Genomic DNA, 23,736 nt, shown 5'->3' on the forward strand with positions numbered 1-23,736 from the left:
TTAAAATTTATAAGTTGTTGTCAGTAATACATTTCTCGGAGCTCCCGGGAAAAGTCGTGTCGCGTTTAAGGCCCCTGTCCAATAGGTTTCATCAAACAAATTGTTCAATTTTACTGCTATCTGCATGTCGATTCCTGTAGGACGGTAGTACACGGCCGCATCAAATACGGTGTATGATGGTAATTCTAAACGATCCCCAAACCATGAAAAACGATCTCCTCTATACTCCATACCTAAACCTACACCAATGTTTTTTAGTGCTCCTCTCATAAAATCATATCGCCCCCAAAAGTTTGCGCTGTGTTCTGGTGCTCCTCCTATACGCTCTCCCACAAGTGCAGGATCATCATCCTCAACGATTTCGGCATCAATAAATGCGTACGAAGCACTTACTTGGAAATTAGGTAAGATATATCCATTAAGATCCCACTCAAAACCTCGGCTACGTTGCTCTCCTCTTTCTACCAAGACAGATTCGTCATTAGGATCCTGTAACAATAAGTTCTTTTGTGTGATTTGATAGATAGAAGCATTCATGGTTAGTTTCCCATTAAAAAACTCTCCCTTAGCACCAAATTCTATATTGTTACTTTCCAGCGGGTCAAAACTTGCCGGTGTACCTGCGAAGAAAAAGTCACCTGTAAACGGCGATAGTGTAACTGTATTGGACTGTGGTTGAAAACCTTGAATATATGACCCATAAACGCTTACATTTTTGGTAGCTTCGTATGTAAGTCCAATCCTAGGAATAAAAGCTTCATTCTTAAATGACTGCTCATCGTTTGATTCGTAATCAAAAATATCTTCATACCAGTCGTAACGCAAGTTTAGCAAAGCAGAGAATTTTCCCATTTTGAACTGATTCTGAATGTAGATCCCATCAGAAGTGGTAAGGTTTGCAGGAATTGCAAATTCTGAAATGATATAACCAGACGTTTCTCTAGCTGTATTATTTGGGTCAGCAAGATTAAAGTGGTCTACATTAGGTCTTGGAGCAGTTACTCCATTAATTTCTATCGTTTCAAACTGATCGGCCTCTGCAGGATCAAAAGAAGTTGCTCTACCGTCTAACCTTCTATAACGTCGTGCTCCATTAGACGATCCTCCAATAGTACGTTCCCATCGGCTTCCATCATATCCCACCAATATCTTATTGGTAAACGTATCATTTTCAAGATCAAAATTGATATAAGCTGTATAATTATCGGTAATCCAAAACTGCTTTCGCTCTGTGTAACGCAACTCAGCCAAGATTGGTATTGCATTTCCTGCAATATCTACTGCAGCAGAACCCGCCACACGATGCTCGGCCAGGTCTTCGTCCCAGGTTTGCTTCATATACGAAGCATTAAAACCAATGTTTTCTGTAATTTCTTTACTAAAATTACTGATCACCATAAATTCTTTTGAAGCATAGAAGTCATTGGCTGCACCAACATTAGTAGAAATATCAGTACTGTTTAAATCAAACTCTCCATTAATAGCTCCAAAAAGAGGTTGACCACGATCCAGGTTTCCTACTCCGCTACTATAGATCATTTCTACATTAAGCGCTGTAGTACTATTGGGTAAAAATGTGATCGAAGGTGTGATCAAGAATTGATTGTTCTGTACCAAATCACGAAAAGATCTTGCTTCTTGAACAGCCGCATTAAAACGGTATAATAAAGTTCCAGAATCGTTTAATGGCCCGGTAAAATCAACAGTTGCTCTTAGAGTACCAAAGCTTCCTGCGGTGGCACTTACTTCGTTTCTACTTTCTTTTAATGGTTTTTTGGTCACCAGGTTTACAGATCCCCCTGGATCCACACTAGAAAACGTAACCGAAGAAGGCCCTTTGATCACCTCTGCTCTTTCAATATGAGAAGTAATGGGTTGTAAAAAGTAATATTGACGTGTTCTCAATCCGTTGATCAATTGGCCATCTTCTGCCTGTATTAATCCTCGAATATTAAAGTGATTATAAAATCCGGTATGAGAAACACTACTCGCAGTCTTTACCGCATCTGCAATTTGAAAAGCTTGTCGGTCGTTGAACAACTCTTTGGTAATGGTAGAAACCGCCTGCGGAAGTTCTTTGTTCTTGATCGCCACTTTGGTTGACGAAAAGGAATAATCACTATTATAGTCGGTCCTAGGGCGACCAATAACCTCAACACTTTGTAATTGTTCGGTACCTTCTTCTAGGGTAATAGTTCCTGCATCAAAAGAGGCTCCTTCTGCAACTTCAAAAGTATTTTTGTATGATTGAAACCCTAAATATCGAACTTCGATTGTATAGTTTCCGGCAGGAGCACTAATTTCGAACTGCCCAGCTCCATCGGTGAGTTTACCGTAGGTATTGGCTGTACTTTTTAAAGAAATTGTAGCTCCGGTTATTGGGGTGTTTTGATTGTCGATCACAGTACCTGTGATTTGCACTTGTGCAAAAGTGACACCACTAAGTAAGAGTACTACTAGTGTGTGAATTGATTTGAGATTCATTGTGTGAATTATTTATTTGATGTTTAAATGGTTTTTAAATAAAGGTCTTGTAATTCTGTCGCGTTAATGCCTTTTGTATCTGAAGTATGTACCAACTCTCCCTCTTTCATAATGCCAATTTTGGTTCCAACATTTACAGCATTAAAAATGTCGTGAGTTGCCATAAATATGGCTTTCCCTTCTGCGCTTAACTCCCTACAGATTTTGGTAAACTCCAGCGTGGCTTTTGGATCTAAACCTGAAATAGGTTCATCCATAAAAATGTAATCGGCATTTTTGGCTAGAGCAATGGCAATACCCACTTTTTGACGCATTCCCTTAGAGTAAGAAGACAATTTGTTGTGAAAAGCATTTTCCTGAAGCCCTGCTTTTGACAAAAAATCGGTTAGCGTTGTATGATCATACTTATATCCAGCCAATCTGCTAAAGAAATTAAGATTTTCTACTCCAGAAAGATTACCGTACAATTGGACCACTTCGGGAATATACGCGATCATTTGAGTAGTTTTATTATTGTTGGGTTGTACCGCAATGCCATCTACCAAAGCTTCACCGCTGGTCGCTTCAATAAGACCTAAAAAGAGATTAATTGTCGTGGTTTTACCCGCTCCATTTTGACCAAGTAAACAAAAAATTTCACCTTTATCAACTGATAAATTTAACTGACGAAGTGCTTCGTGCTTACCATATGTTTTGGTAAGATTTACTGCTTTAAGCATAATGTGTTACGTAAAAATTAAAACTGACGATATGCGTTTTCTATCTTGGCAGAAACCAAGAAAAACAGGGATTTGAAGAAATATCTCAATAGTAATACACCTCTTAAAATAACATGATATGGTTGTCATTTATCCTTTCTAACCACAATGATCTATTGGATCAAACAAATTAGAATAACAACATCAAATCGTAAGTGCGAATTGTTATCGTACAAAAGATTACAACTGATATTTCCTATAAAAGAGGTGGAGGCTTATTATAAATGTAGTTAGGGGAAGCAATCTTTTCCTTTGGAGTATGATAGTGTTGTAATACTACAAGAGTACTTGGAACGCTGTGAAGTTCAACTTCTGAGTATGATGAATTAGTATTGATCAAATCGAATTGATCAGACTGCATCACAAAATCACAAAGTTCGCAGGAAATTGGTGTGTCTTCATCCTCAGACAAATGACTCAACGCATGCAGATTAGCTATTCTAGGTACAAGAAAAGCCACTGCAAACCATATCATAGCAATATGTGTAAGCCCGCGTCGAAACATAGCTTGCAAGATCAGAAATAATGAAACACAATCTTCTTCTTTAACAAAATTTTAAAATATTAATATGTATTTTATAGGGAAGTTTTGTAATGATCTTCATTTTTACACGACTTAGCATTACTTATATCATTAAATTATTGTTTCCTACTGCATGCGTAATTCAAACACAGCATTACTTGTTTTTTCTCTTTCGCTTCAAGAAGAATTGAAAAACAAAGCATTTTTTGGACAACATAATTTAGGGAAATCCCTAAGCGACAACACCAAAAAAATTGCAAATCAGAGTGGGTTACCTGTCCTCTATTTTGACGAGAAGCAACAATCAGGTGTTAATTTTGGAGAAAGATTCTCTAATGCATTACAAGATGTCTTTGAAGCTGGATACGATAAAATCATCACTATTGGTAATGATTGCCCTCTACTTGATGTAAGGCATATCCAACAGGCAAAAAAAGCGCTAGACAATAATGGTAATGCTATAGGTCCAACTACTGATGGTGGTTTTTATTTATTGGGTATTTCCAAAGATGACTTTGATTACCATTCTTTTTTGGATTTTAGCTGGAATACAGCATTGGTATATCAGGAAGCATTGGACAACATCATCTATAGCAATCCTTCTTGTACCGTACTTGAAGAGCTTCAGGATATTGATTTCCTATCGGACATCTATAACATATCCACTAGATATATTCTTAATGAGGCATTACGAAAAAGTATACATGCGATACAAAAGTTTGCCTCACCATTTTATAGTCCAAGTGATCTAACTACACTTCAATTTTTACAACAAACTCCTTTTAATAAGGGATCTCCATTGCCATTTTTAATTCAGTTATAAGAAGAGGTCATTTGTTCTAAATACTCCCTCTAGTTATTCCTATTTATTTTTTAATCATCTACTTTAAACTCTAGATACTTTTTTTCTAGTGTTTATAAGTATTAATTCAGCATAACCGCATGAATCGCTTTTTCATTATCATTACAATACTATTTTTTAACCTGTTTACTTTTGCCCAAGAGACTACGGGTAGCCTCCAAGGAAGTTTAAAAGATCTCCAAAATAATCCCATACCCTTTGCCAATATTATATTAACAGATACTGAAACGAATTTTAACTATGGTGCTATTTCTCAAGAAAACGGGTTTTATAGATTTAACAATATACCCCCTGGAAGTCAATATACTGTTACCATCTCTTTTTTAGGTTTTAAAACCGTTGAAGAGCGTAATCTCGTCATCAATTTGGGGAGCGCAACTATAAGAGACTTTATACTTCAAGAAGAAAGTACTGCACTACAGGAAGTGGTTGTTCTGGCAGAATCTACACCCAAAAAAAATGGTAATGAAACTTTACTCAATCGCAAAGCTATTAAAGCTACTCCTACCATCAATAGAAGCATCCAGGATCTTACTAAAAACTTACCCGAGAACAATCTAAACTCTTTTGGGGGTGCCAGTAACCGATTTAATAATTTAAATATTGACGGGATTGCAAACAATGATATTATTGGATTTCAGGAACCTGCTAGCGGAGCATCAGGTTCGTCGGCTAATGGGACTCCGGGTAGTCTGTCCAGGAGTCAACCTATTGGACTTGGAGCAGTAAAGCAAGTAAGTGTAAAACTATCTCCGTTTGATGTAAGCATCGGAAATTTTAACGGAGCAAGTATCAACTTAGTTACAAAAAATGGTACAAACACCACAAAGGGAGAAGTATATGGTTATGGTAACAATCAAAATCTAATAGGTGAGTTTGCCCGTGGTATAGAACAAGATGTACAATCCTTTTACGATGTTCAGTTTGGCGGTGGAATTGGTGGTGCTATTATCAAAGACAAGTTGTTTTACTACGTAAATTTTGAGCAGGCGTTGTCCAAGGCCCCTGTATTAAATGCTCCAGGAAGCGAGTCTTCAAACATTTCGCTGGATGATGTTACTGCAATCCGAAACAGATTACTCAACGTATACAATTATGATCCTGGTGCATTCGAGAGTGCTGATTTACAAACCGCAAGCACCAAACTATTTGCTCGTTTAGACTATAACCTTTCTGAAATACACAAGTTGACACTTCGTAATAATTATGTAAACAGTTTTGCAGATAATTTAGAGTGGAATAGCACTTTCTTTAATTTTGGAAACCAGGGATACCGACATAATAGCGTTGCCAATAGTCTGGCGTTAGAACTTAAATCCAACTTTTCTAATGGCGCGACCAACAAGCTTTCTATTGGGTATAATATTGTAAAAGAAGATCGGGATTTTGACGGACGCGTGTTTCCGCATATTCAAATCGCAACTTCGTCTGCGGGTCGTATATTTGCCGGGACTTATCGAGAAGCTTCGGTTTACAATACCGATTTCTCAACACTTCAGATTGCCGACACTTATACTTTTGATATCGATAAGCATCACTTTACTGCAGGGGTATTTGGACAGTTGCATGATGTAGATTATGGATTTCTTTCGGCATGGAATGGTCGCTGGGAATACCGTTCTGTAGATGATTTTTTGAATGATCGCCCCGCTCGAATACGGGGAGTTTATAACATCAACAACAATGACTTCGGCTTTGTGAGTAGTCGCCCTTCTGCTACCATTGGAGTCTTTGAAGTTGCGACTTTCTTTCAGGATAATTTTCGGATTGGTGAACATCTAGAGGTAATCGCCGGAGTGCGACTTGACGGACAGTATCTGACTCAAAAACTACCCATCAGCGCAGCCGTACGCAACACTCCAGAGTTTTCTCGATTCGATAATACGATATCCAAAGCCCCACAACTTAATCCAAGAATTGGGTTCAACTACAAAATAGATGCCAATGGCAAATACACAGTGAGAGGTGGAACCGGTTTATTCTCTGGACGTATCCCCTATCTGTGGTTTGCTTATGCAGAATATATTTCGGGTACAGAATATTTCAATATCGATCTAAGACCTGACAATACTGTTGCACTCACTGAAAACCTGGAAGATCTGCGAAGTGTACAGCCCAATTTGACCGAAATCAATCTATTGGATCCAGATTTTAGTCTACCTCGAGATTGGAAAACAAATATCGCTTTCAAAGCAAAATTACCTCATCGATGGACCGTGGATGTAGAAGGCACTTATACCGAAGTAGTTAATGGACTCCTTTTCCAGTCGATCAACAGAAGAGATAATGTCGGTAACTTTGATGGAGCAGACAACAGACCCTATTTTTTAGAAACGGGTGATGCCATCAAAATTAATCCAAATTTCACCAACGTGTTTTTACTCACCAATACCGACAAAGGGTTTCGATATAACCTAACTTTCGGACTCAGCAAACAAGCAGGAAATTATAGTGGATATTTGGGCTATACCTATGGTCGTAGTCGAGATATTTCAAGTACAGTACGTAGTTCTCCTGCGGCTAATTTTGAGTGGAACCAAGCATTAGTGGCAAACGATCCTGGCTTGTCTTATTCCAATTTTGACCTCAGACATAAATTTGTAAGCAGTCATTCTTATAATTTTAACATAGGAAAATCCAGTACAGGCTTCATTTCGTTTTTATATAATGGAAGAGCTGGAACCCCTTTTTCTTATGTATACCAAGGGGATCTGAACCGTGATGGTTCCTCCAGAAATGATGTGATCTATGTACCAAGAGATGCTTCAGAAATTAATTTGATTGATATCACCGATAGTGCTGGAAATGTTACGGTAAGTGCTGCAGAACAGTGGCAACGTCTTAATGCGTTTATAGAAGCAGACCCTTATCTAAGGGACAGAAGAGGGCAAATTGCAGAACGTAACGGAGCCCGTACTCCCTGGAATCATGAATTAGACATGAAACTGGAATATGCAATGAAGCTGAAAAACGGGGATGGCATTTCTTTCTCTTTTGATATGCTTAATGTATTCAACTTTATCAATAGAGATTGGGGCCGTTTGGTGTTTGTACCTAATGTAGTGAACTCCAGTTTTAGTCTTTTAAATTTTAGAGGAATCGAAAATAACGAACCTTTATTTCAATTTAACATCCCTGAGGGTACAGAACCTTACGTAACTGATTTGTTTAACTCGAGATGGAGAGCACAGTTTGGGCTGAAGTATAATTTTTAAGTATTCGATAAATCTAGATAATAATAGAAAATTACAGCCTAAAAAAGGTCAATAGATACTCATAAGTGATTTGGACTGGTATACAATAAAATTATGTAGTTTTTGACTAAATATATGTTGATTGTTTTCAATCACTTTTAGAAGTTCTTGATTGGCCTTTTTCTTGTTGTGCGTAATGAAATTTGTGTTGTACTTATGATATTCCTTTTTTTCTGATTTAATTTCTAAAATTTTCAAAATGTTATAATGCCTATAGTCTTGTTCTATTCTTTCAAATAATGATTTAATGATATTGTACTCACCTTCTATTACCTGGAAAAAGGTGAAATCGGAATAAATAAGAATTCCACTAATATTGTTTTGATTGTTAAATACCTTGGCATCTAGCAACAATGTTTCTATATCTTGATCAGTTAACTTTTCGGAGGCGTTACTGATATAACATATGGTTAAAAACATATTGAAAGGGTTTAGCAATTAATAAAAAACCCATATCCTTACTAGTTCCGGATACGGGGTATTTGACGATTGCTTAACTCTAAGTTAATAAATTTCAACGAGTTACCACCCTATTTTCTCTATAGAATTTTTATGGTTTTTCCTTTACAACTTTGTTGCTTTTGTAATTATTCTTTGAGGAAACGTATATCAAATTGGTGAGCAGTTATGTTTTCTAATTCCCTACAATCACCAAAATCCCAATCAATAACAACACTATCCATCCCGGATGTTTTGCTTTGGTAGCCACAAACACCAGTAGTGAAGAAACAAACATGGTTATTGCAGTAGCATAAACCGTAAAACTAACAACCTCTGCATTCCATTGCTCTTGTACCAATGCTATTTCTACCAGAAAGGCTCCAATACACCATCCAAAGAATGAAGCTAAATGCCAGGTCGCCCAAAGTATTCTTAAATGTCTTCCTTTCAAGTCGGTATTTCCTATTGTAGGAACAATCTGCCCTTTTCTTCTTTTGGATTTAAATATTAAATACTCTCCAAGAATAGAGTGTACAAATCCTAAAAGAAAACATAGGCTTCCAGCAATTAAAAAATACGTATTCATTCTTTCTTACACCATTGTTTTATTGCAGTAGGTAGCCTTTTCGAAGTCTCTGATATTGATTGAAATAATCGGAACGTCTGGAAATAGCAATTTCAACTCGATGATGATACTATCCGATAATTTCTTTTTTTGAGCAACGGTTCGCCCTTCCATAATATTACCAAAAATATGGATGAAATCATCTTGAGTATTGCCAACCATATAATATTCAAAAGGATTGATTCTAACTTTAATATCTCCGGGATCAAAAAGATCAGATGCTACTGCAGTGTCATAGACTTTTTGAATAATTTCTTGTGGAGGCCTTAGTTGTATAATGTGATGTGAACAATCAATAACAAAGTGTGGCATAAACTATTTGATTTTCGGCTGTTGATTTTGACTAATGTAAGGGTATTAAATCCTTTGAAGTTTTATCAATACTAAGGTAATGAAATTGAGACAAGTTATGCTTATTGTAAAGTAATGTTTTAGTTTTTCTCACTTCTTTTACGATAGATCTTTAATAAGTATTCTATCCTTGATGAATTTGTATCCAGATGATTCAGAAATATTTTAAATTCTTTGGATCTGGCTGTAAATGTCAAATATTCATCAGCATTCCATGGAGAAGCGTAATTAGCTTCATTTATGATTTGGTCCTTAGAGATAGCTTCCCAACTTATCGCCTTTCTCCCTTCCAATGCAATTCCTTTATCGGATAGTTCTATTTGTATACTATTCTCTTTTGCTAATTTTAAATACCCCGGAATGCCTCTCATCGTTAATAGCATATATAAAATAACCACCACCCCAATTATCCAGTGGACAGCAAATAGGAAATAAACCCCAACAGTGATCCAAAATATCGCTAACGCGATTTGCCAGTAATAATAAGATTTGGATATATATATATTGGTTTTTTGAGGCGCTTTTTTGTTTTCTACAAAAAGTTCTGAAATCATTTTTAATTTAATTCGAATTATAGTTGATAGAGTTTCCTGAAATACTATTGCAAAATTCATTTTGCATCACACTCCATTTTTGATTATAAATTAATTTTCTTGTTCAAAATAATTCCATACTTCATCGGTAAGTTTTTCACCATATTCTGAATTGGTAAAGAGCACAAAGCCCCAGTCTTTTTCCACATCCATGAGATAACCACAAGTAAATCCTGCATTATTCCCGTTATGGAAGTAGGTTTGACTATAATCTTGATCTGCAGTCAAAAAACCCAAAGTGTAATACACATTGATTCCTGTTGAGGAAGTAGATATTTTTGAATGATGTTTGAACAATTCTTTATAACTATTTTTGGATAAGATTTTCTTTTGCATCACCCCAATCATCCATTTCGAGAAATCTATGGGTTCAGTATGAATAGAAGATGGGGCAATAAATTTTCCAAGTTCTTTTTTATACCAATAATCGTTTTTCAAATCGATCCATTCCCGTTGATTGGTGTACGGTTCTGCCTTGTTTTTATAAATAGTTGGTGTTGGAATAAATGTAGTGTTTCCCATTTCTAAAGGTTGTGCAATCTTTTCCTGAAAAAGTGCTTCTAGTCCTTTCCAATCGGTCTTATCAATATGTTTCAATACCATAGCAAGATATTGATATCCTTCTCCAGAATATTCATAACCAGTTCCCGGATTGAATTTTATTTTCAATTTTTTATCTTCTTCATTCTCTCGCCAATTTGGAAAACCCGATCTATGACTTAAAACCATTCTTGCCGTTATTTTCTTATATCTATCGTCATAAGCGATATCATTGTACGGCAAATATTCATATAAAGGTTTATCCAAATCCAATTTCCCCTCTTCTACAAATTTCATCACAAAAAATGCAAATACAGATTTTGATATCGATGCTCCTTCAAAAATGGTCTTATGAGTAACAGGAAGCTTCTTCTCTAGATTAGCATACCCAAATGTTTTATGATAAACTACTTTACCTTCATTAATCACAGCAATCGAAAGTCCAGGAATATTTAATGAATCCATCCGGGACTTCAAAAACTCATTTATAGAATCGATAGCAACCTCATAACCTGCAAGATTCGTTATGTTTTTTTGAGCATGAATACTTTTGGTAGAAAGGATCAAAAATAGTACAACCGAGAATTTCAATACTTGTTCTTTCACTTATTCCTTTATTAATGAGATTCAATATTACATATATGTCTTAGAAAAGTGAAGTGTTACCTCACTCTAGAGAAAACTACTCTTTGATTCCTCGTTTTTATCTTGAGCAAGCACCTCTACTCAATACATTTACCAATACATAGATGGAGATACAAACACCCCTTACTAAAGTCTTGAATACTACTTATTTTTTTACAAAATAATCCCAAGCTACTTTGGTAATATCAGCGATGATCTTCTCGTTGGTTTCAAAATTTTCTGACGATTCGGTGACAAAGACACTTATGGCAAAGTACTTTCCATTGGGAAGAAAAACGAGTCCAATATCGTTTACTGCAGCGGTTATCCCTGTTTCCTTATCCGCTCCCGACCAACCTGTTTTATGCGCCACTACAGTTTCCTTTGGCAATTGGCCTTTTAATCGGTTTTTACCTGTTTTGGTTCCTTTCATAACATCCCATACAAATTGGTGACTTTCTTTGGTGAGCAGGCTATTGCTGTTTTCGTAAAATGCTTTAAGAATCCTATTTGCTTCTTGAGGCGTTGTCCAATTCAAAAACTGCTGATCCCAATTGTTTTGCATAGTTTCTTCGTTGATTTTAACCTCAAAATCTTTAAACCCAAGCTTAGAAAAATGATTTTCTATTGCTTCAGGACCTCCCATAAGTCTTAATAGCACATCACACCCTACGTTGTCACTTACAGCAACCGTATATTTCATAATTTCGGCCAGGGTTAGTGTAGCTCCTTCTGGATATTTTTCTCGTATTGGGCTCCATAAACCTGGCAACAATTCACTTTTCTTAATATTGATTTTTTGCTCCAGAGAAAAGTTTCCTTTATCGATTTCAGATAACACCCTCAACGCAATTGGGAATTTGAATACACTTTGCATCGGGAAGTGTTTGTGCCCATTGATACTCAATGTGTCTTTATCATCCATTCCATGAATTGCCACTCCAACAACAACGTTTTTGGACTGTATAATATCTCCTAATTTATGTCGTAATGTTTCTATTTTTTGAGAATATCCTTGTGTAAAAATTAAGAAAAGGATGAAGAAGATAAGTGATCTTTTATTTGTCATATTTTTTGTGTGAATGTAGAGATTTAGTTTATGATTGGTAGGAATATATACTTATTAATTTTTGAGTGATAAATATATTTTATGTCTCATACTTCCTTTTTTAATTAGCTTATACATTGTACTATTTAATTTTGTTAAACACGTCTATTAAAATTCCAATCAAGACGATAACGAATGAACCCATTGTTGTTCCAAAAACATATGCTAACAAGCCCTTGAAATAACTCATCGCTTTGTTTTTATTAAAGAAATTTCCAATAGCCCAGGCAGAATATGCAAGTGCCACAAAATAAGTAAAGTTATAACTTTCAAAACCTGTTATACTTTCTACGATTCCAAAGAATGTGAAAATTAGATTTCCGATTCCTACAGTAAAAAATATCAAAATGAATATCTCATAGATATTATACTTGGAGTTTAAAAAAAATAACCGAGTCCAAAGCCCAATAAAAAAACCCAATAGAATATTTACAACCCCAAAATTTTCTCCAACCCATTCAAATGCTTTTAGCACCCCAGGGCTTTGTATATTCTCTGGTGTTGTGCCTGTATTAAAACCTAATATTTGTTGAGTAATCACAAAAAACAACGAACTGAAAATCACAAAAATGATAGGCTTTACCAATCTTTTTCTATCATATAAAATAAATTCCAAGACGGCTTTTCCCGGTCTTAAAAACAACTCTTTGATGGTATATAACACTCCCTTTTCAAAGTTCAAAACACCACCAATTTCTTTTAGGATATAGGCACCATCGATTCTCTCTAAAGGTTCTAAATTTTTATGTTCCTCACACTGTTGTTGATCAGGAATAGTATTCATTTTTTTGTTTTTTTATCAATAGTAACTTTAACGCGTAGAATGATTAAGTTACTTCCCTTGAGCACTAAAATAACAAAATTGAGAGGAGCTTTGTCTCTTTTGAAGTAGTATTATTTTTTTAACTTCATATGTAAAATAGGATAAGGCTTACCCGTAGAATCTAATTCTGAACGATTTATAACTTCAAACCCACAATGCTTGTAAAAACCAACAGCTTGTTCATTTTGTTCGTTCACATCTACCTTGGTTACGCCCAAATTGTTGATCGCATAATCCAATAATGTTTTTCCAATTCTTTTTCCTCGATACTTAGGGGCTATAAATAACATTTCCAAATTCCCCTCGGCGACCCCCAAAAACCCGACTATGTTCTGATCTTCATCTTTGATACATCTTAATGTTACCGCATCCAGATAGGTATTTAAGATTAATGGTTTAAAATAGGTTATATCTTCTTCTTTTAAAAAGTGATGTGTAGCTCTAACCGAAGCTTCCCAAACCTCTACTACTTCTTGGTATTGTTCTTTGCTAACTGTATCTATTTTTTGTTTCATTTCCTTGAGTGTGGCTAACGTTTTCGGTAAATGTTCTACCAAAGCAAAGTGTTACCTCTATTTTTTGATTTTTCTACCTCGTCAACAGTCAAATCGAGATACAATTATCATTTTTTAGTATTGTACAATTCGATTGCTTGTAAGTATTTCTTTCCTACATCCTTTGTTTGCGGATAAAGAAATCCATCCAGTTCAGGATGGTTTGCCTTGGTCCAATTTACCAGGATATCTCTGTTTTTAAGAAATTTTGCGACATTAAAAACCTCGTATTCCACCCTTTCAACCTTGACTATTTTTTGATCCTCAAATCGTACCATTTCACGCCATACTATTGGTTCTTCGGTAAGAAAAAGGATTCTTTTATCAATTTTTGAAATTTTGGCTTTCACCACATCATTTTCTTGTTCAATTTCAAGGAGCTTGTAAGTGGGTTCGAATACCGAATCCCATTCTAACCATACAGTATAGGCTTCTTGAGAAAAACGCTCTTCGTAGTTGTCTGCATTTTCTCGTATCACAATACTATCACCTAGTATCGCTACCATTCCGGGGACATCAGAACGATCAAGAGCCTTATAATACTGCTTTGCAATTTCGAGTTTGGTAATTTCTTTACCCTTTTTCTTTTCAGAAGTATTGCAGGATGTACATCCTATGATTATCAGTATTAATACAACCAGGATTTTATTCATTCTCTTTTAATTTGATGTAATATAAATAATAAAGGGCATTAAATGCCCTTTATACAATGTGATCTTCAGCGTTTTTAATTCAAACTGATTCTTCAAGATGAAATTACGTCATCATGAATCATTCAAGTTATAGACCTTTCAAATCGATTACTTCAAAATTTCTTGCATCAAAATAATCATCTAATCCATAATCGGTATTAATGATGACCCCTCCCAATAAGGTTACCTTGTCTACATGGAATTCATTTTTACAGGTTTTTATATACTCATGGATCTTCTTATCAATAATCTTGTAAGTAGCTTCTGTAATGGCTTTTGCCTGATTATCACTACCCAGTATTTCGTCTCTGTATGGCAATAAACTCTCTTCCAACTTCATTTGTTGGTAATCATCATCATTGATCACAGGAGTGTAGTCATTATCCTGTAAACGGCTTAAAGCAAGCATCAAAGCTCCACAAGAGTTTCCTGTTTCTTCCATTCTTGGTCGATACATCTTACCTAAATCTCCTTCTAAGGTAATTCCTATATGAGGGCCATAAAAAATAAAAGCACTTCCATTATCAGGTATATGATGGGCAAATGCTGTCATTCCAGTTTGTCCAACAAAAGGGACTCCCCCAAGTCCTCCCATTACAAACGGTCCAAACAAGACATTAAAGAACGTAGTTGATGGCACATTGATATCGTCAGAACATACAGAAGTTGCCATAAGTACCTTTGAAATATCAAGTTGATGCTCAATTTGCATTTTCCCTAAATAGTGAATAGAAGTATCTTTTGCATCCTTGGCATTAGGGAATTCCTTTTTTACTACTTCGTCAAATTTTCTTTGTAACATGCTTCAGTGATTTTTTTACGATGTTTTAATTATTAGATCTTATAAAGATAAACTAATTTCATTAAAAGCAACAAAGTTGCATTAAATATAAAGTATCAAATGGGAGACCTTGCCAGATATAATTTTCCGACAATTATTTTTTACCTTTAGCTATCTCATTAGGTATGTGTAGTACCAAAATTCCTAATTCTTTAACTGCTGTAGTCTATGAATTGCATTTTGATTTTCGGGATTCAATTCCAGGGATTTTTTGAAGTTCGCAATGGCATTTTTTGCATCCTTTTTGATCAAATAAGCCTCGGCTAAACTATCGTACAAATTTGCCGAATTTGGATATATATGCAAGGCTAACAAAAACACATTGATCCCATCCTCTATTCTTTTTTGGCCAAAAGACAATCTCAACCCTAGTTTATTGAGCATCCATTCTTGTAGTTCAAGGTTTGGATGTTTTGTCAAAGTTTGTTGATACAAAGGAATCAAATCTTGATATCCTTGACCCAATGCCAAATCATTAAAATCCTTATAGTTGAATTCTTTTGTGAGGGATTTCTTCATTTTTTTTGAAATCTCATTGCTTTCCGGGGTGTTTTCAATGAATTTCTTGGCGCTAACTTCATTTTTTAATGTAGCATTGAGAAATTGCAAGGTATACATCGAAAGCAGGTTGTAAGAGGCCATTATTTTATCATCACTTTTGTCTTGCCTTTTATCTCTATTCCCAAACAAAACGCCATAGGAACTAAAATAAGAATGAGATAGATCATGGAATTTGTAACTATACGCATTGCTGTATTGTAAAGAATCATACAGTTGAAACTTATAGTTCAATTCTTCTGGAATCTTATCCTCCTTCAAAACGATTTCAGGAATTTCTTTTTGGGCAAAATGAACATAGGGAATATTCAATCTGTTTAAATTAAAGTAAGCAGATTTTTCCAATACATCATATCGATATCTTTCAGTTCCATCAAGACTTACTAAGGCTTTGATGTTACGATTTTTCATCACCGTAATTGCGTTAGAGAGCCCGCCAAAACTAAATCCCATTAATGCTATTTTATCTGGATCTATGCTTTTATATTTATGAATCTCTTTTAACAGGAACTCCACATCACGAGATTGCGTTTCCATATCTTTGGTTGTTCCACCTTCTAACTGTCTGGTATCTGTACCTCTGGATGGGCTTGATATTACTACAAATCCATTACTCACCAAATACTCAAAAAGTGCAAAATTTTCTATCGATGATGCCTGATAACTAGGGGCGTACACTACTACAGGAAATGTATCGTCCAAAAAATGGACTTCAGGAAAAGCTCTCGCGTTTTCGGATAGATGCGCTTTGTTTTGAGGTGTATTCCACAAGTAAGGAAACCAATCTAGCAGAAACTCATTGGGTAAGTTTTCCCATTCTTCCTCTTCTTTCAACACTTCCAAATAATCTAAAACAGTAAGTGGCTTGATATTTTCTTTTTTGAGATCTGCAGGATACCAAATACTAACAGGAATGGGCCTGTATATGAATTGATTATTAAACTCATTTTTGATTTGATAGGTCCTTGTACTATCAACAGTGGTATAGTGTTTAAATCCTATAGCATACTTACCTGGATTTAAATTGATTTTTTCTAATGAAGTTTGTCCAAACAATACGCCCAATTGAAAAAGCACCAAGGCCCATAACGTTACAATTCTCATTTTTTGATGATTAGTGTTCAAACGTATAGATCCATTATTTAGATAATTGTTACAGTTCGTGGTCTCAGGGTAAGTGTATGCAATAGGAGTAACTTCTAAGTAAGCCAATCCTAGCTTAATTTGTGGTTTGCAACCTGGATGCCATCAAAAAGGCGTTATAAGCATTTATTATCCTACCTGATTTGCTCAATTCTGTAAAAGAAACCTCTTTTTGGGTATTATCATCATCATTTATTTTCACTGGAATTTCAAAATAAGTTCCAGACTCCATAATAATCTTTTTTAATTCGGCTGCAGATAAGTTAGGGAAATAAGATAATAGAAGCCCTGCCAATCCTGAAACCATAGGTGCCGCCAAAGAAGTCCCCCTAGAAAACCCAAAATTATTATTTTCTTTAGTCGTATAAATTTTTACTCCAGGAGCGAAAACATCTACAGTGTTTTTACCATAATTAGAAAAACTGGCCACAAGATTTTCATTGACTTCATAACCGCTAGCCCCAACAACGATAAAATTATTTACTAATTCTGGACCGTCCATATAATCATTTGGAAAATATAAGTGTTTATCTGTATTAACTGCATCATTTCCTGCTCCATGTACAACGAGTACATTGTTACTTTCGGCATATTTAATAGCATCTATGACCCAATTTTGATGTAAAGAGAATTGCTTGCCCCAACTCATGTTAATTACTTTTGCCCCATTATTTACTGCATATCGAATTGCCATTGCGATATCCTTATCATGTTCATCCCCAGACGCAACCATGACAATAGGCATAATTTTAATGTTTTCTGAAAAGCCCATAGCTCCCAAACTATTATTTCTATCAGAACCAATAACACCAGAAACAACTATTGAATGATTAAAAGGTACTTCCCCAGAAACAATATGATTTCCATAAATTGAATCCGTTATCTTATTGAGATTATCACCAACGATTTCTCGTTCCTTGTAATCCAGATGGTAAGTTGTTTCAAGCATATCGCTATACCACTGGATGTAATGTTTAAACATTTTTTCTGTTCGATCATTTTGTTTTGCAGATTTAAGAAATTTTGCATGGTCATTAGTAATAGAGTCATTAGTTGAACTCAATACTTTATCCAAATCTGCAACGCTAATCTCCTCTTTTTTTGTTAGTTGCTTAATACTCGCTGAAGCTGATTCATGCCTTTTCAACCATTCCTTAAAATAATTTATTGAAGACTTTAATTTATTAATGTCATTTGGAAGCTGTTTTTTGGCTTTTACATAAAGTTTATAGTTTGATAACTCTTCTTTGTCAATATCAGTTGAATCCTTTCCTTCAAATACTTGTTCATATTTTTTAATGACTCTTACGACCTCGGCACTTTGAAACTTAACATATTTCCCATTTGAATTTCCCAAAAAGTCCCAACCCACTTTGTCATCTATAAAACCATTGTTATCATCATCTATTCCATTATTAGCAATCTCATCTTTATTTTCCCAAATATGTTCTTTTAAATCAATATGATCTATCTCGACCTTGGTATCAATTACAGCTACTATAACTTCATCTCCTTTTGGATACTTATCCAACAAACCTGATTCGTATAACCTATCTAAACCAACTCCCGGTATTGTGTCATTTTCATAATCCTTATGATGCCAATTTTGTAGTTCTTCGTTGGATAATTTTTTTTCTTTTGAGATTAGATGATTATTTGATGATTTCTTAGGTGTTTCCTGGCAGGAAGAATGACTAATTACCAAAAGGTAGAAAACAGTTATAACAACACTTTTTAGATTCATTTTTTAATTCAGTTTTATTGGCTTTGATGTTTAATATATGTGTTGTAACGAGTTAAAATGTTACGTTGTTCTTTTGACTATTCTATGGGCTGATTCATTTCAATTTTTGTATTTGATACTTTATCGTATAAACTACTTTTCCCTCCCGAAATAACAATACTGATTAGATAAATCACAATAATAACCTGGGGTAATATGAGAGTAATCCAAACCCAAACCGGAGGGTTTTGATCAGATTTTGAATAGAAAACAATCCAATGTACCCCAGTATGCGCAATTTCCCAAGGCAACAGCTTTAAGATATTTCTTGTAAGAACATGTGGTTTACTATTTTGAGAATCAGAGCGAACTGAAATATTTAAGATTCTTTTTCCAACTGTAGCTCTAGTTTTGCTTTGTTCTGACAAGAAAAAATAAAAGAACACTGGCAATGTTAATGAAATGAACCCCACCAGCTGAGCACTAATAGGTGTTAAAGGGATTTTTTTAAAATTGAAGATAGTCGCGATACCAAATAAAAGAATGGCATAGATGGCGATGATGATATAATCAATCATGTACGCTACTAATCTTCTTATAACTATTTTTTTCATAAGTTGAATTATCTCAATGCTACGGTATCTATGAACAACTGAAATTCTTCTTCATTTTTGTTCCCGATTAAAAAAGCAATTTCCTCAATATACTCTCCCGAAAAATTTGGTTGCTCAAGTTTTCTCCCTCTAAATGTTGGATACATAACTTCTAAAGGGATTTGAATTTCCTGCCAATCACCATTTGTAGAGAAGTAAGAGATATAAGAATAATAATCTCTCGAATTGGCTTTTAGTCTAAATTGATATTTTTTACCATCTCCTTTTATTTTAAGAACAATCTTAGTGTAACCCTTCACCGATATTCTTTCGAATCTATGTCTTACAGAAGAGAACCCTCCATTATTTTCTAGGGATACATTTCCTTTGAAAACTCCATGACCTTCAGGACTTAACTCTAAAGAGCCTGATGATCTTCCTCCCATCACCACATCATCGACTACTAGCCAGTCTTTTAAATCCGTATTTGGATTAAAATCAAAAATGATTTGTGATGATAGCGAAGCAAACATGATAATCATAGTTATTAAATACTTCATGATTTAGCAATTGTCAACTTTTAGAACGTTTCCTAATAAATATAAAACATACTAAAAACTGATGTTTTTTGATAACAAGATACTAAATATTAGATATAACAACGGTTCGAGTTTACACCCGAACCGTCATTGTGGTTATAAATTTTATACGATCTTTTAATGAGGAGAATGTAGCCCTAGTTTATTTCCTTCCGTGTCCAAAAACAAGGCAAAAAATCCACTTTCATCTGCATGAGCAGTTTTGGGGACAATGATGCTGCCACCATTTTTCTCAACCTTATCGAGTATGGTTTGAAGATTATTACCGCCATTTAGATATATAGTTACTCCATCCGCAGAGGGTTTGAAATCTTCTCCTTTCATGATGACTCCCATCACCGTTTGGTTTTGATACGGGAATATACCCATTTCCATTCCTGGCATTTCCATTTTTTCGATATCCAACTCCAAAATTGTGTGATAAAAACGAATTGCTCGCGAAATATCTGTAGCCGGAATCTCAAAAAGGGAAACAAAACTATTCATATCATTTACATTTTTTTCTGCTGTTGTCGGCTGGATTTCGGTTTCTGGGTTAGACTTGCTTTGATCTTTACAGCTAATAACGCTTAAGATCAAAAAAACTGAAACCCCTAGTATTTTTCTTTTCATTCTTTTAAATAAGTTTATATCATAAAATTAATGGTAATCAACAATTTGAAATTGTAAAAATGCGACACCTACCTCCTATTTGTAGAAAAGGGTTGAAAGCTCCATGTTTTTGTTTCCTAAAAATTCCTTTGGCGTAGTCCCAACGAATTCTTTAAAGTCCTTATTAAAATGGGCTTGATCAAAATATTCACTTTCATAGGCAATTGTGGTCAAGCTTTCTTTATCATCGAGCAACATTTGTAAAGCCGATTGTAAACGCAATACCCTACCCAACTGTTTTGGACTAATACCTATTTGTTTTTTGAAATTTCTTTCGAGCTGTCTTCTTTTTGATAGATCTTCTTTCAATATTTGATGTATAGAACTACTTCCATTGGTAATAAGAAGGGCATCTACGGTAGTTTTCACTAAGTTTTCAATAGTTGAATGCTGATTCAATTTGTCAAAAAGAAAGGTTTCAATAATCTCTATACGTTCTTCGGTATCGGACGCATTATCTATCTTCTGCTCCAATACTTGCCCATCCATCTTTCCAAACAAATCTTTGATCGGGGTCTCTTTATCAACAAGCTTTTCGAGAGGAGTATTCACAAAATTTGCAAACCCATGTGGATAAAAGCAAATTGCAAATGACTTGACATCACCCAAGGGTTCTATAAAGTAGGATTTTGTTCTTTGTCCCATTATCATGGCGTCAGGATGCACTACAAATTCATCTTCAGAGATATATTTTTTGATTTTGTCCTTCAGGTTAAAGGTCATCTCGATACATCCATCTGGAATGATTTTTTGCTTTTCATTATTTGGATCAAAAGGGACTTCCAAAGTCCAATAAAATTTGACCAAAGCACTTAGATCGGGATGTGGCTTAAATGTCTGATAATCCATCATATTATATATTGTTAACCAACTTTTCAGATGATAATAACACCCCATCCAAATCGGCATAAACGTAGTGTGCATTCTTAATTCTAGTGCCTTCGATTATCAATTCTTCACCCAATACACCTACATTTCTTTTGACACTTTTTACTGGACATGTTCCTATTGCTTTAATGCCAACATCCATAGTATTAATTTCCTTAGAGTCTCTAATGCAACCATACACCAATATTCCTTCCCAATGATTATCTATAGCCAGCTTTGCTATATTATCTCCTACCAGGGCGCAACGCCGAGATCCTCCTCCATCAATCACCAAGACCTTACCACTTCCATCGTTTTCAAGCATTTTTCTAACATAGGTATTATCCTCATAGACTTTTAAGGTGACCACCTCTCCTGCAAAACTTTCTTTTTTACCAAAATGTTTAAAATCTACATTGAGTAGGGTAAGTCGTTCTGCATGTTGATCCCAAAGATCGGCTGTAATAATTTCCATGGTTATTGCTTTCTGTTTTTATGATGATAATGTTTTAATATTTAATCGTCAAATTCAACTCCAAAAATTCCCTTGATTTTCCTTGACGTATATTGTCAAATTCGAGAGTTAGGTGCATTCTATTTCCTGTTGTAAATTCGATGAGATCTACATCTTGAAAATAGTTGACAAATTTGGTTCCATAATTAAGAGTGGGCATTTCAAATTCCACTCGAGTGAGTAACTCAATTTGGTTTGCATGTCCCGTAGGTTCTGTATGAGGTTTCTTTTCGCCACGATAAGGAAGTCTAAAAGTCCAAGGTAATTTTGGATATTCTTGGTTGGGGATAATGTCTATTGACATTCCTTTGGGAAAATAATTCGGTTGGTAAATTTTGCTGGACTCAAAAAGTTGATCCGTGGATGCATCGTTTACCAAGCACAAGCCAAACGGTGAATGTTCATTGTTCTCGAATTGAGAGCGTTCCCATAGTTTTGTTGGAGCAGTCAATTCACTTTGAATTTCCTTTTCGTTAACCACCCATAAAATCTCGAGGAAGAAATTTTCAAAATAGAATTTTCGATTCGTTGTTCCTTGTCCAGGATGCAATCGACTACTACCTTCGGTCAAACCAAAATCAATCAAGCTATCTGCTTCTTTATCTCCGGTATTGGAAAATATAAATATGTGATCAACCTCCATATTCAATAAATAGCATCCAAAGTTTTATAACGGACTAGCATATGAAAAACAGTGGGGTTTCCCTTCACTAACTTTTCAATGTTATAGGATTATAAATTTATTAAATTCATTTCCGTTTAAATGCTTAATAGATACTTTTTTATTCAGATAGCAGTTTTTTGTAACATATATGCATTTTGGGTTTTTGATATCGCTCAGTATTCATTCCTTTAGCGTATAATTCTGCATTAAAAAATCAATTGTAAATCCCATGTTCAAATACATGTTTTTTGCCATCTCTGATGCTTGTAACGTAGCTATATTACAGTTAAGGTCAATTGCCCTATTCAAAACATATTGCATGATATTCCATGCATAACCTTTTTTTCTTTGAGCAGGAATAATGCCCAAACTATGGATTCCGGCTACGTTGTTAGTGATTACCAGCATTACAGTTCCTACAATATTCCCATGATCATATATCAGAAAATAGCGCACATCATCACAAGTTTTTACTACAACATTTGCTGCGATTTGATATCCAAAAGCTTCAGAAAAAGCAGTACTCCATAACAAAGCTTTGGCTTCATCATCTACTAGTATACATTCTAGCTCTCTTTTGATTTCATTTTTTCCGTTAAGAGGCAAACTCATACCGTATTGTAGCGATTTAAGTGCAAAAAGCTGCTGAGTCTCTAAGGAATTATCTTCCTGAATTTCATTAAAACAGGAGAAGGTCAACTCAGGGTATTCTTTCATTTTTACACTTATTTCTTTTAATGACTCTTCAGATAGTGTTGAAGTCGACCAAATTCTATTAGGCCATTCCGTATTATTTATTTTAGCAATGGTATACGTTAACTTTTCTTCAAATCCCTGAAAAGCTTTCCCTGCTAATCCCCATAAACGGGTCAAATTATTGATATTTCGTTTTACGTTTTTCATTTTGAATTGATTAAGATGATTCCTACAATCATTGCAAATGCACCTACCAGACGTTTTGCAGTTAAGGGTTCTACAGGCAGGTTTAACCAACCAAATTTCCCTGCTATTAACGAAAAAATAAGTTGTCCGCACAGACCGAGTGCAATCATTTTTGAAATTCCAAGTTTTGGGATGGTATAGAAATAAAGTGTTATACCAATCATACTAAATAATCCGCCGATAAACCATAAAAACCAAGGTACTTGGCCAAAGATTTGAAGCTGAATATTTCCTTTACTGATAACTAACAAAATAAGTAAACCAAAAACAACACTCGTTATAGAAGTTGATATTACTGCAATAATAGGTTGCTTAAGAATTGAACCCAACTGTGTGTTGAATCCAGCTTGAACGGCAAGAAAAACCCCGCCCGTAAATGCAAGTGTGTATATTAATATTGATTTCATAT

General features: G+C 35.0%; 25 protein-coding genes. 2 read left to right on the forward strand and 23 right to left on the reverse strand.

What is annotated here, in order from left to right; genetic code table 11:
• The 3 genes from BUE24_RS07480 to BUE24_RS07490 form a co-directional block, all read right to left on the reverse strand.
• Nucleotides 1-2,484: a TonB-dependent receptor gene (locus BUE24_RS07480; protein WP_073315387.1), complete on the reverse strand. Its 2,484-nt coding sequence runs from the start codon at nt 2,482-2,484 to the stop codon at nt 1-3.
• Nucleotides 2,485-2,507: 23 nt separating this feature from the next.
• Nucleotides 2,508-3,203, reverse strand: coding sequence for an ABC transporter ATP-binding protein (locus BUE24_RS07485; protein WP_073315388.1), 696 nt, complete (start codon nt 3,201-3,203; stop codon nt 2,508-2,510).
• A gap of 235 nt (nt 3,204-3,438) precedes the next feature.
• Nucleotides 3,439-3,717: a hypothetical protein gene (locus BUE24_RS07490; protein ID WP_139241935.1), complete on the reverse strand. Its 279-nt coding sequence runs from the start codon at nt 3,715-3,717 to the stop codon at nt 3,439-3,441.
• Between the two features lie 181 nt (nt 3,718-3,898).
• Here BUE24_RS07490 and BUE24_RS07495 point away from each other — a divergent pair, with 181 nt between their 5' ends.
• Together BUE24_RS07495 and BUE24_RS07500 are read left to right on the forward strand one after the other, a co-directional pair.
• Nucleotides 3,899-4,588 (forward strand): DUF2064 domain-containing protein, encoded by a 690-nt coding sequence (locus tag BUE24_RS07495; protein WP_073315390.1) that lies wholly within the window; start codon nt 3,899-3,901, stop codon nt 4,586-4,588.
• A 119-nt stretch (nt 4,589-4,707) separates the two neighbouring features.
• A complete protein-coding gene (locus BUE24_RS07500) occupies nt 4,708-7,842 on the forward strand; it encodes a TonB-dependent receptor (protein WP_073315391.1) in 3,135 nt (1,044 codons plus the stop codon).
• Between the two features lie 48 nt (nt 7,843-7,890).
• On the opposite strand, the gene BUE24_RS07505 is transcribed toward BUE24_RS07500, so the two are convergent.
• The 20 genes from BUE24_RS07505 to BUE24_RS07600 all read right to left on the reverse strand — a co-directional run bounded on the left by BUE24_RS07505 (nt 7,891) and on the right by BUE24_RS07600 (nt 23,734).
• Complete coding sequence (locus tag BUE24_RS07505; RefSeq protein ID WP_073315392.1) at nt 7,891-8,301, reverse strand: BLUF domain-containing protein; 411 nt, start codon at nt 8,299-8,301, stop codon at nt 7,891-7,893.
• Nucleotides 8,302-8,515: 214 nt separating this feature from the next.
• Entirely contained in the window at nt 8,516-8,908 is a 393-nt protein-coding gene (locus BUE24_RS07510) for a hypothetical protein (RefSeq protein ID WP_073315393.1), read from the reverse strand.
• Between the two features lie 6 nt (nt 8,909-8,914).
• Nucleotides 8,915-9,259, reverse strand: a complete 345-nt coding sequence (locus BUE24_RS07515) for a 5-carboxymethyl-2-hydroxymuconate Delta-isomerase (RefSeq protein WP_073315394.1) — start codon at nt 9,257-9,259, stop codon at nt 8,915-8,917.
• A 119-nt stretch (nt 9,260-9,378) separates the two neighbouring features.
• Nucleotides 9,379-9,912, reverse strand: coding sequence for a hypothetical protein (locus BUE24_RS07520; RefSeq protein WP_073315395.1), 534 nt, complete (start codon nt 9,910-9,912; stop codon nt 9,379-9,381).
• A 30-nt stretch (nt 9,913-9,942) separates the two neighbouring features.
• Complete coding sequence (locus BUE24_RS07525) at nt 9,943-11,037, reverse strand: serine hydrolase domain-containing protein (protein WP_073315396.1); 1,095 nt, start codon at nt 11,035-11,037, stop codon at nt 9,943-9,945.
• A gap of 184 nt (nt 11,038-11,221) precedes the next feature.
• A complete protein-coding gene (bla, locus tag BUE24_RS07530) occupies nt 11,222-12,124 on the reverse strand; it encodes a class A beta-lactamase, subclass A2 (RefSeq protein ID WP_073315397.1) in 903 nt (300 codons plus the stop codon).
• A gap of 121 nt (nt 12,125-12,245) precedes the next feature.
• The gene (locus tag BUE24_RS07535; protein ID WP_073315398.1) at nt 12,246-12,947 is read right to left on the reverse strand and encodes a DUF3667 domain-containing protein; all 702 of its coding nucleotides are present in this window, start codon (nt 12,945-12,947) and stop codon (nt 12,246-12,248) included.
• 110 nt (nt 12,948-13,057) lie between these two features.
• Complete coding sequence (locus BUE24_RS07540) at nt 13,058-13,501, reverse strand: GNAT family N-acetyltransferase (protein WP_073315399.1); 444 nt, start codon at nt 13,499-13,501, stop codon at nt 13,058-13,060.
• A gap of 107 nt (nt 13,502-13,608) precedes the next feature.
• The gene (locus tag BUE24_RS07545; protein ID WP_073315400.1) at nt 13,609-14,193 is read right to left on the reverse strand and encodes a hypothetical protein; all 585 of its coding nucleotides are present in this window, start codon (nt 14,191-14,193) and stop codon (nt 13,609-13,611) included.
• A gap of 127 nt (nt 14,194-14,320) precedes the next feature.
• Nucleotides 14,321-15,034, reverse strand: coding sequence for a hypothetical protein (locus BUE24_RS07550; protein WP_073315401.1), 714 nt, complete (start codon nt 15,032-15,034; stop codon nt 14,321-14,323).
• A 183-nt stretch (nt 15,035-15,217) separates the two neighbouring features.
• Nucleotides 15,218-16,735, reverse strand: coding sequence for a prolyl oligopeptidase family serine peptidase (locus tag BUE24_RS07555; protein WP_073315402.1), 1,518 nt, complete (start codon nt 16,733-16,735; stop codon nt 15,218-15,220).
• Between the two features lie 115 nt (nt 16,736-16,850).
• Nucleotides 16,851-18,518: a S8 family serine peptidase gene (locus BUE24_RS07560; RefSeq protein ID WP_084549447.1), complete on the reverse strand. Its 1,668-nt coding sequence runs from the start codon at nt 18,516-18,518 to the stop codon at nt 16,851-16,853.
• Nucleotides 18,519-18,595: 77 nt separating this feature from the next.
• Nucleotides 18,596-19,111 carry an RDD family protein gene (locus BUE24_RS07565; protein WP_084549448.1) on the reverse strand — a complete coding sequence of 172 codons (516 nt, stop codon included), beginning with the start codon at nt 19,109-19,111 and terminating at the stop codon, nt 18,596-18,598.
• 8 nt (nt 19,112-19,119) lie between these two features.
• Nucleotides 19,120-19,650 (reverse strand): CIA30 family protein, encoded by a 531-nt coding sequence (locus BUE24_RS07570; protein WP_073315404.1) that lies wholly within the window; start codon nt 19,648-19,650, stop codon nt 19,120-19,122.
• Nucleotides 19,651-19,806: 156 nt separating this feature from the next.
• On the reverse strand, nt 19,807-20,301 hold the full coding sequence (locus BUE24_RS07575) for a VOC family protein (protein ID WP_073315405.1): 495 nt from the start codon (nt 20,299-20,301) through the stop codon (nt 19,807-19,809).
• 75 nt (nt 20,302-20,376) lie between these two features.
• The gene (locus BUE24_RS07580; RefSeq protein ID WP_244548132.1) at nt 20,377-21,192 is read right to left on the reverse strand and encodes a helix-turn-helix transcriptional regulator; all 816 of its coding nucleotides are present in this window, start codon (nt 21,190-21,192) and stop codon (nt 20,377-20,379) included.
• Nucleotide 21,193: 1 nt separating this feature from the next.
• Nucleotides 21,194-21,682, reverse strand: coding sequence for a ribonuclease E activity regulator RraA (rraA, locus tag BUE24_RS07585; RefSeq protein ID WP_073315406.1), 489 nt, complete (start codon nt 21,680-21,682; stop codon nt 21,194-21,196).
• 34 nt (nt 21,683-21,716) lie between these two features.
• A complete protein-coding gene (locus BUE24_RS07590) occupies nt 21,717-22,364 on the reverse strand; it encodes a VOC family protein (RefSeq protein ID WP_073315407.1) in 648 nt (215 codons plus the stop codon).
• A 201-nt stretch (nt 22,365-22,565) separates the two neighbouring features.
• Nucleotides 22,566-23,288 (reverse strand): GNAT family N-acetyltransferase, encoded by a 723-nt coding sequence (locus tag BUE24_RS07595; RefSeq protein WP_073315408.1) that lies wholly within the window; start codon nt 23,286-23,288, stop codon nt 22,566-22,568.
• Nucleotides 23,285-23,734, reverse strand: a complete 450-nt coding sequence (locus tag BUE24_RS07600; protein ID WP_073315409.1) for a DMT family transporter — start codon at nt 23,732-23,734, stop codon at nt 23,285-23,287. The genes BUE24_RS07595 and BUE24_RS07600 overlap by 4 nt, the downstream gene beginning before the upstream one ends.
• Nucleotides 23,735-23,736: the final 2 nt, after the last annotated feature.

It is taken from the genome of Aquimarina spongiae, assembly GCF_900141785.1.
GTDB classification, from domain to species: domain Bacteria; phylum Bacteroidota; class Bacteroidia; order Flavobacteriales; family Flavobacteriaceae; genus Aquimarina; species Aquimarina spongiae.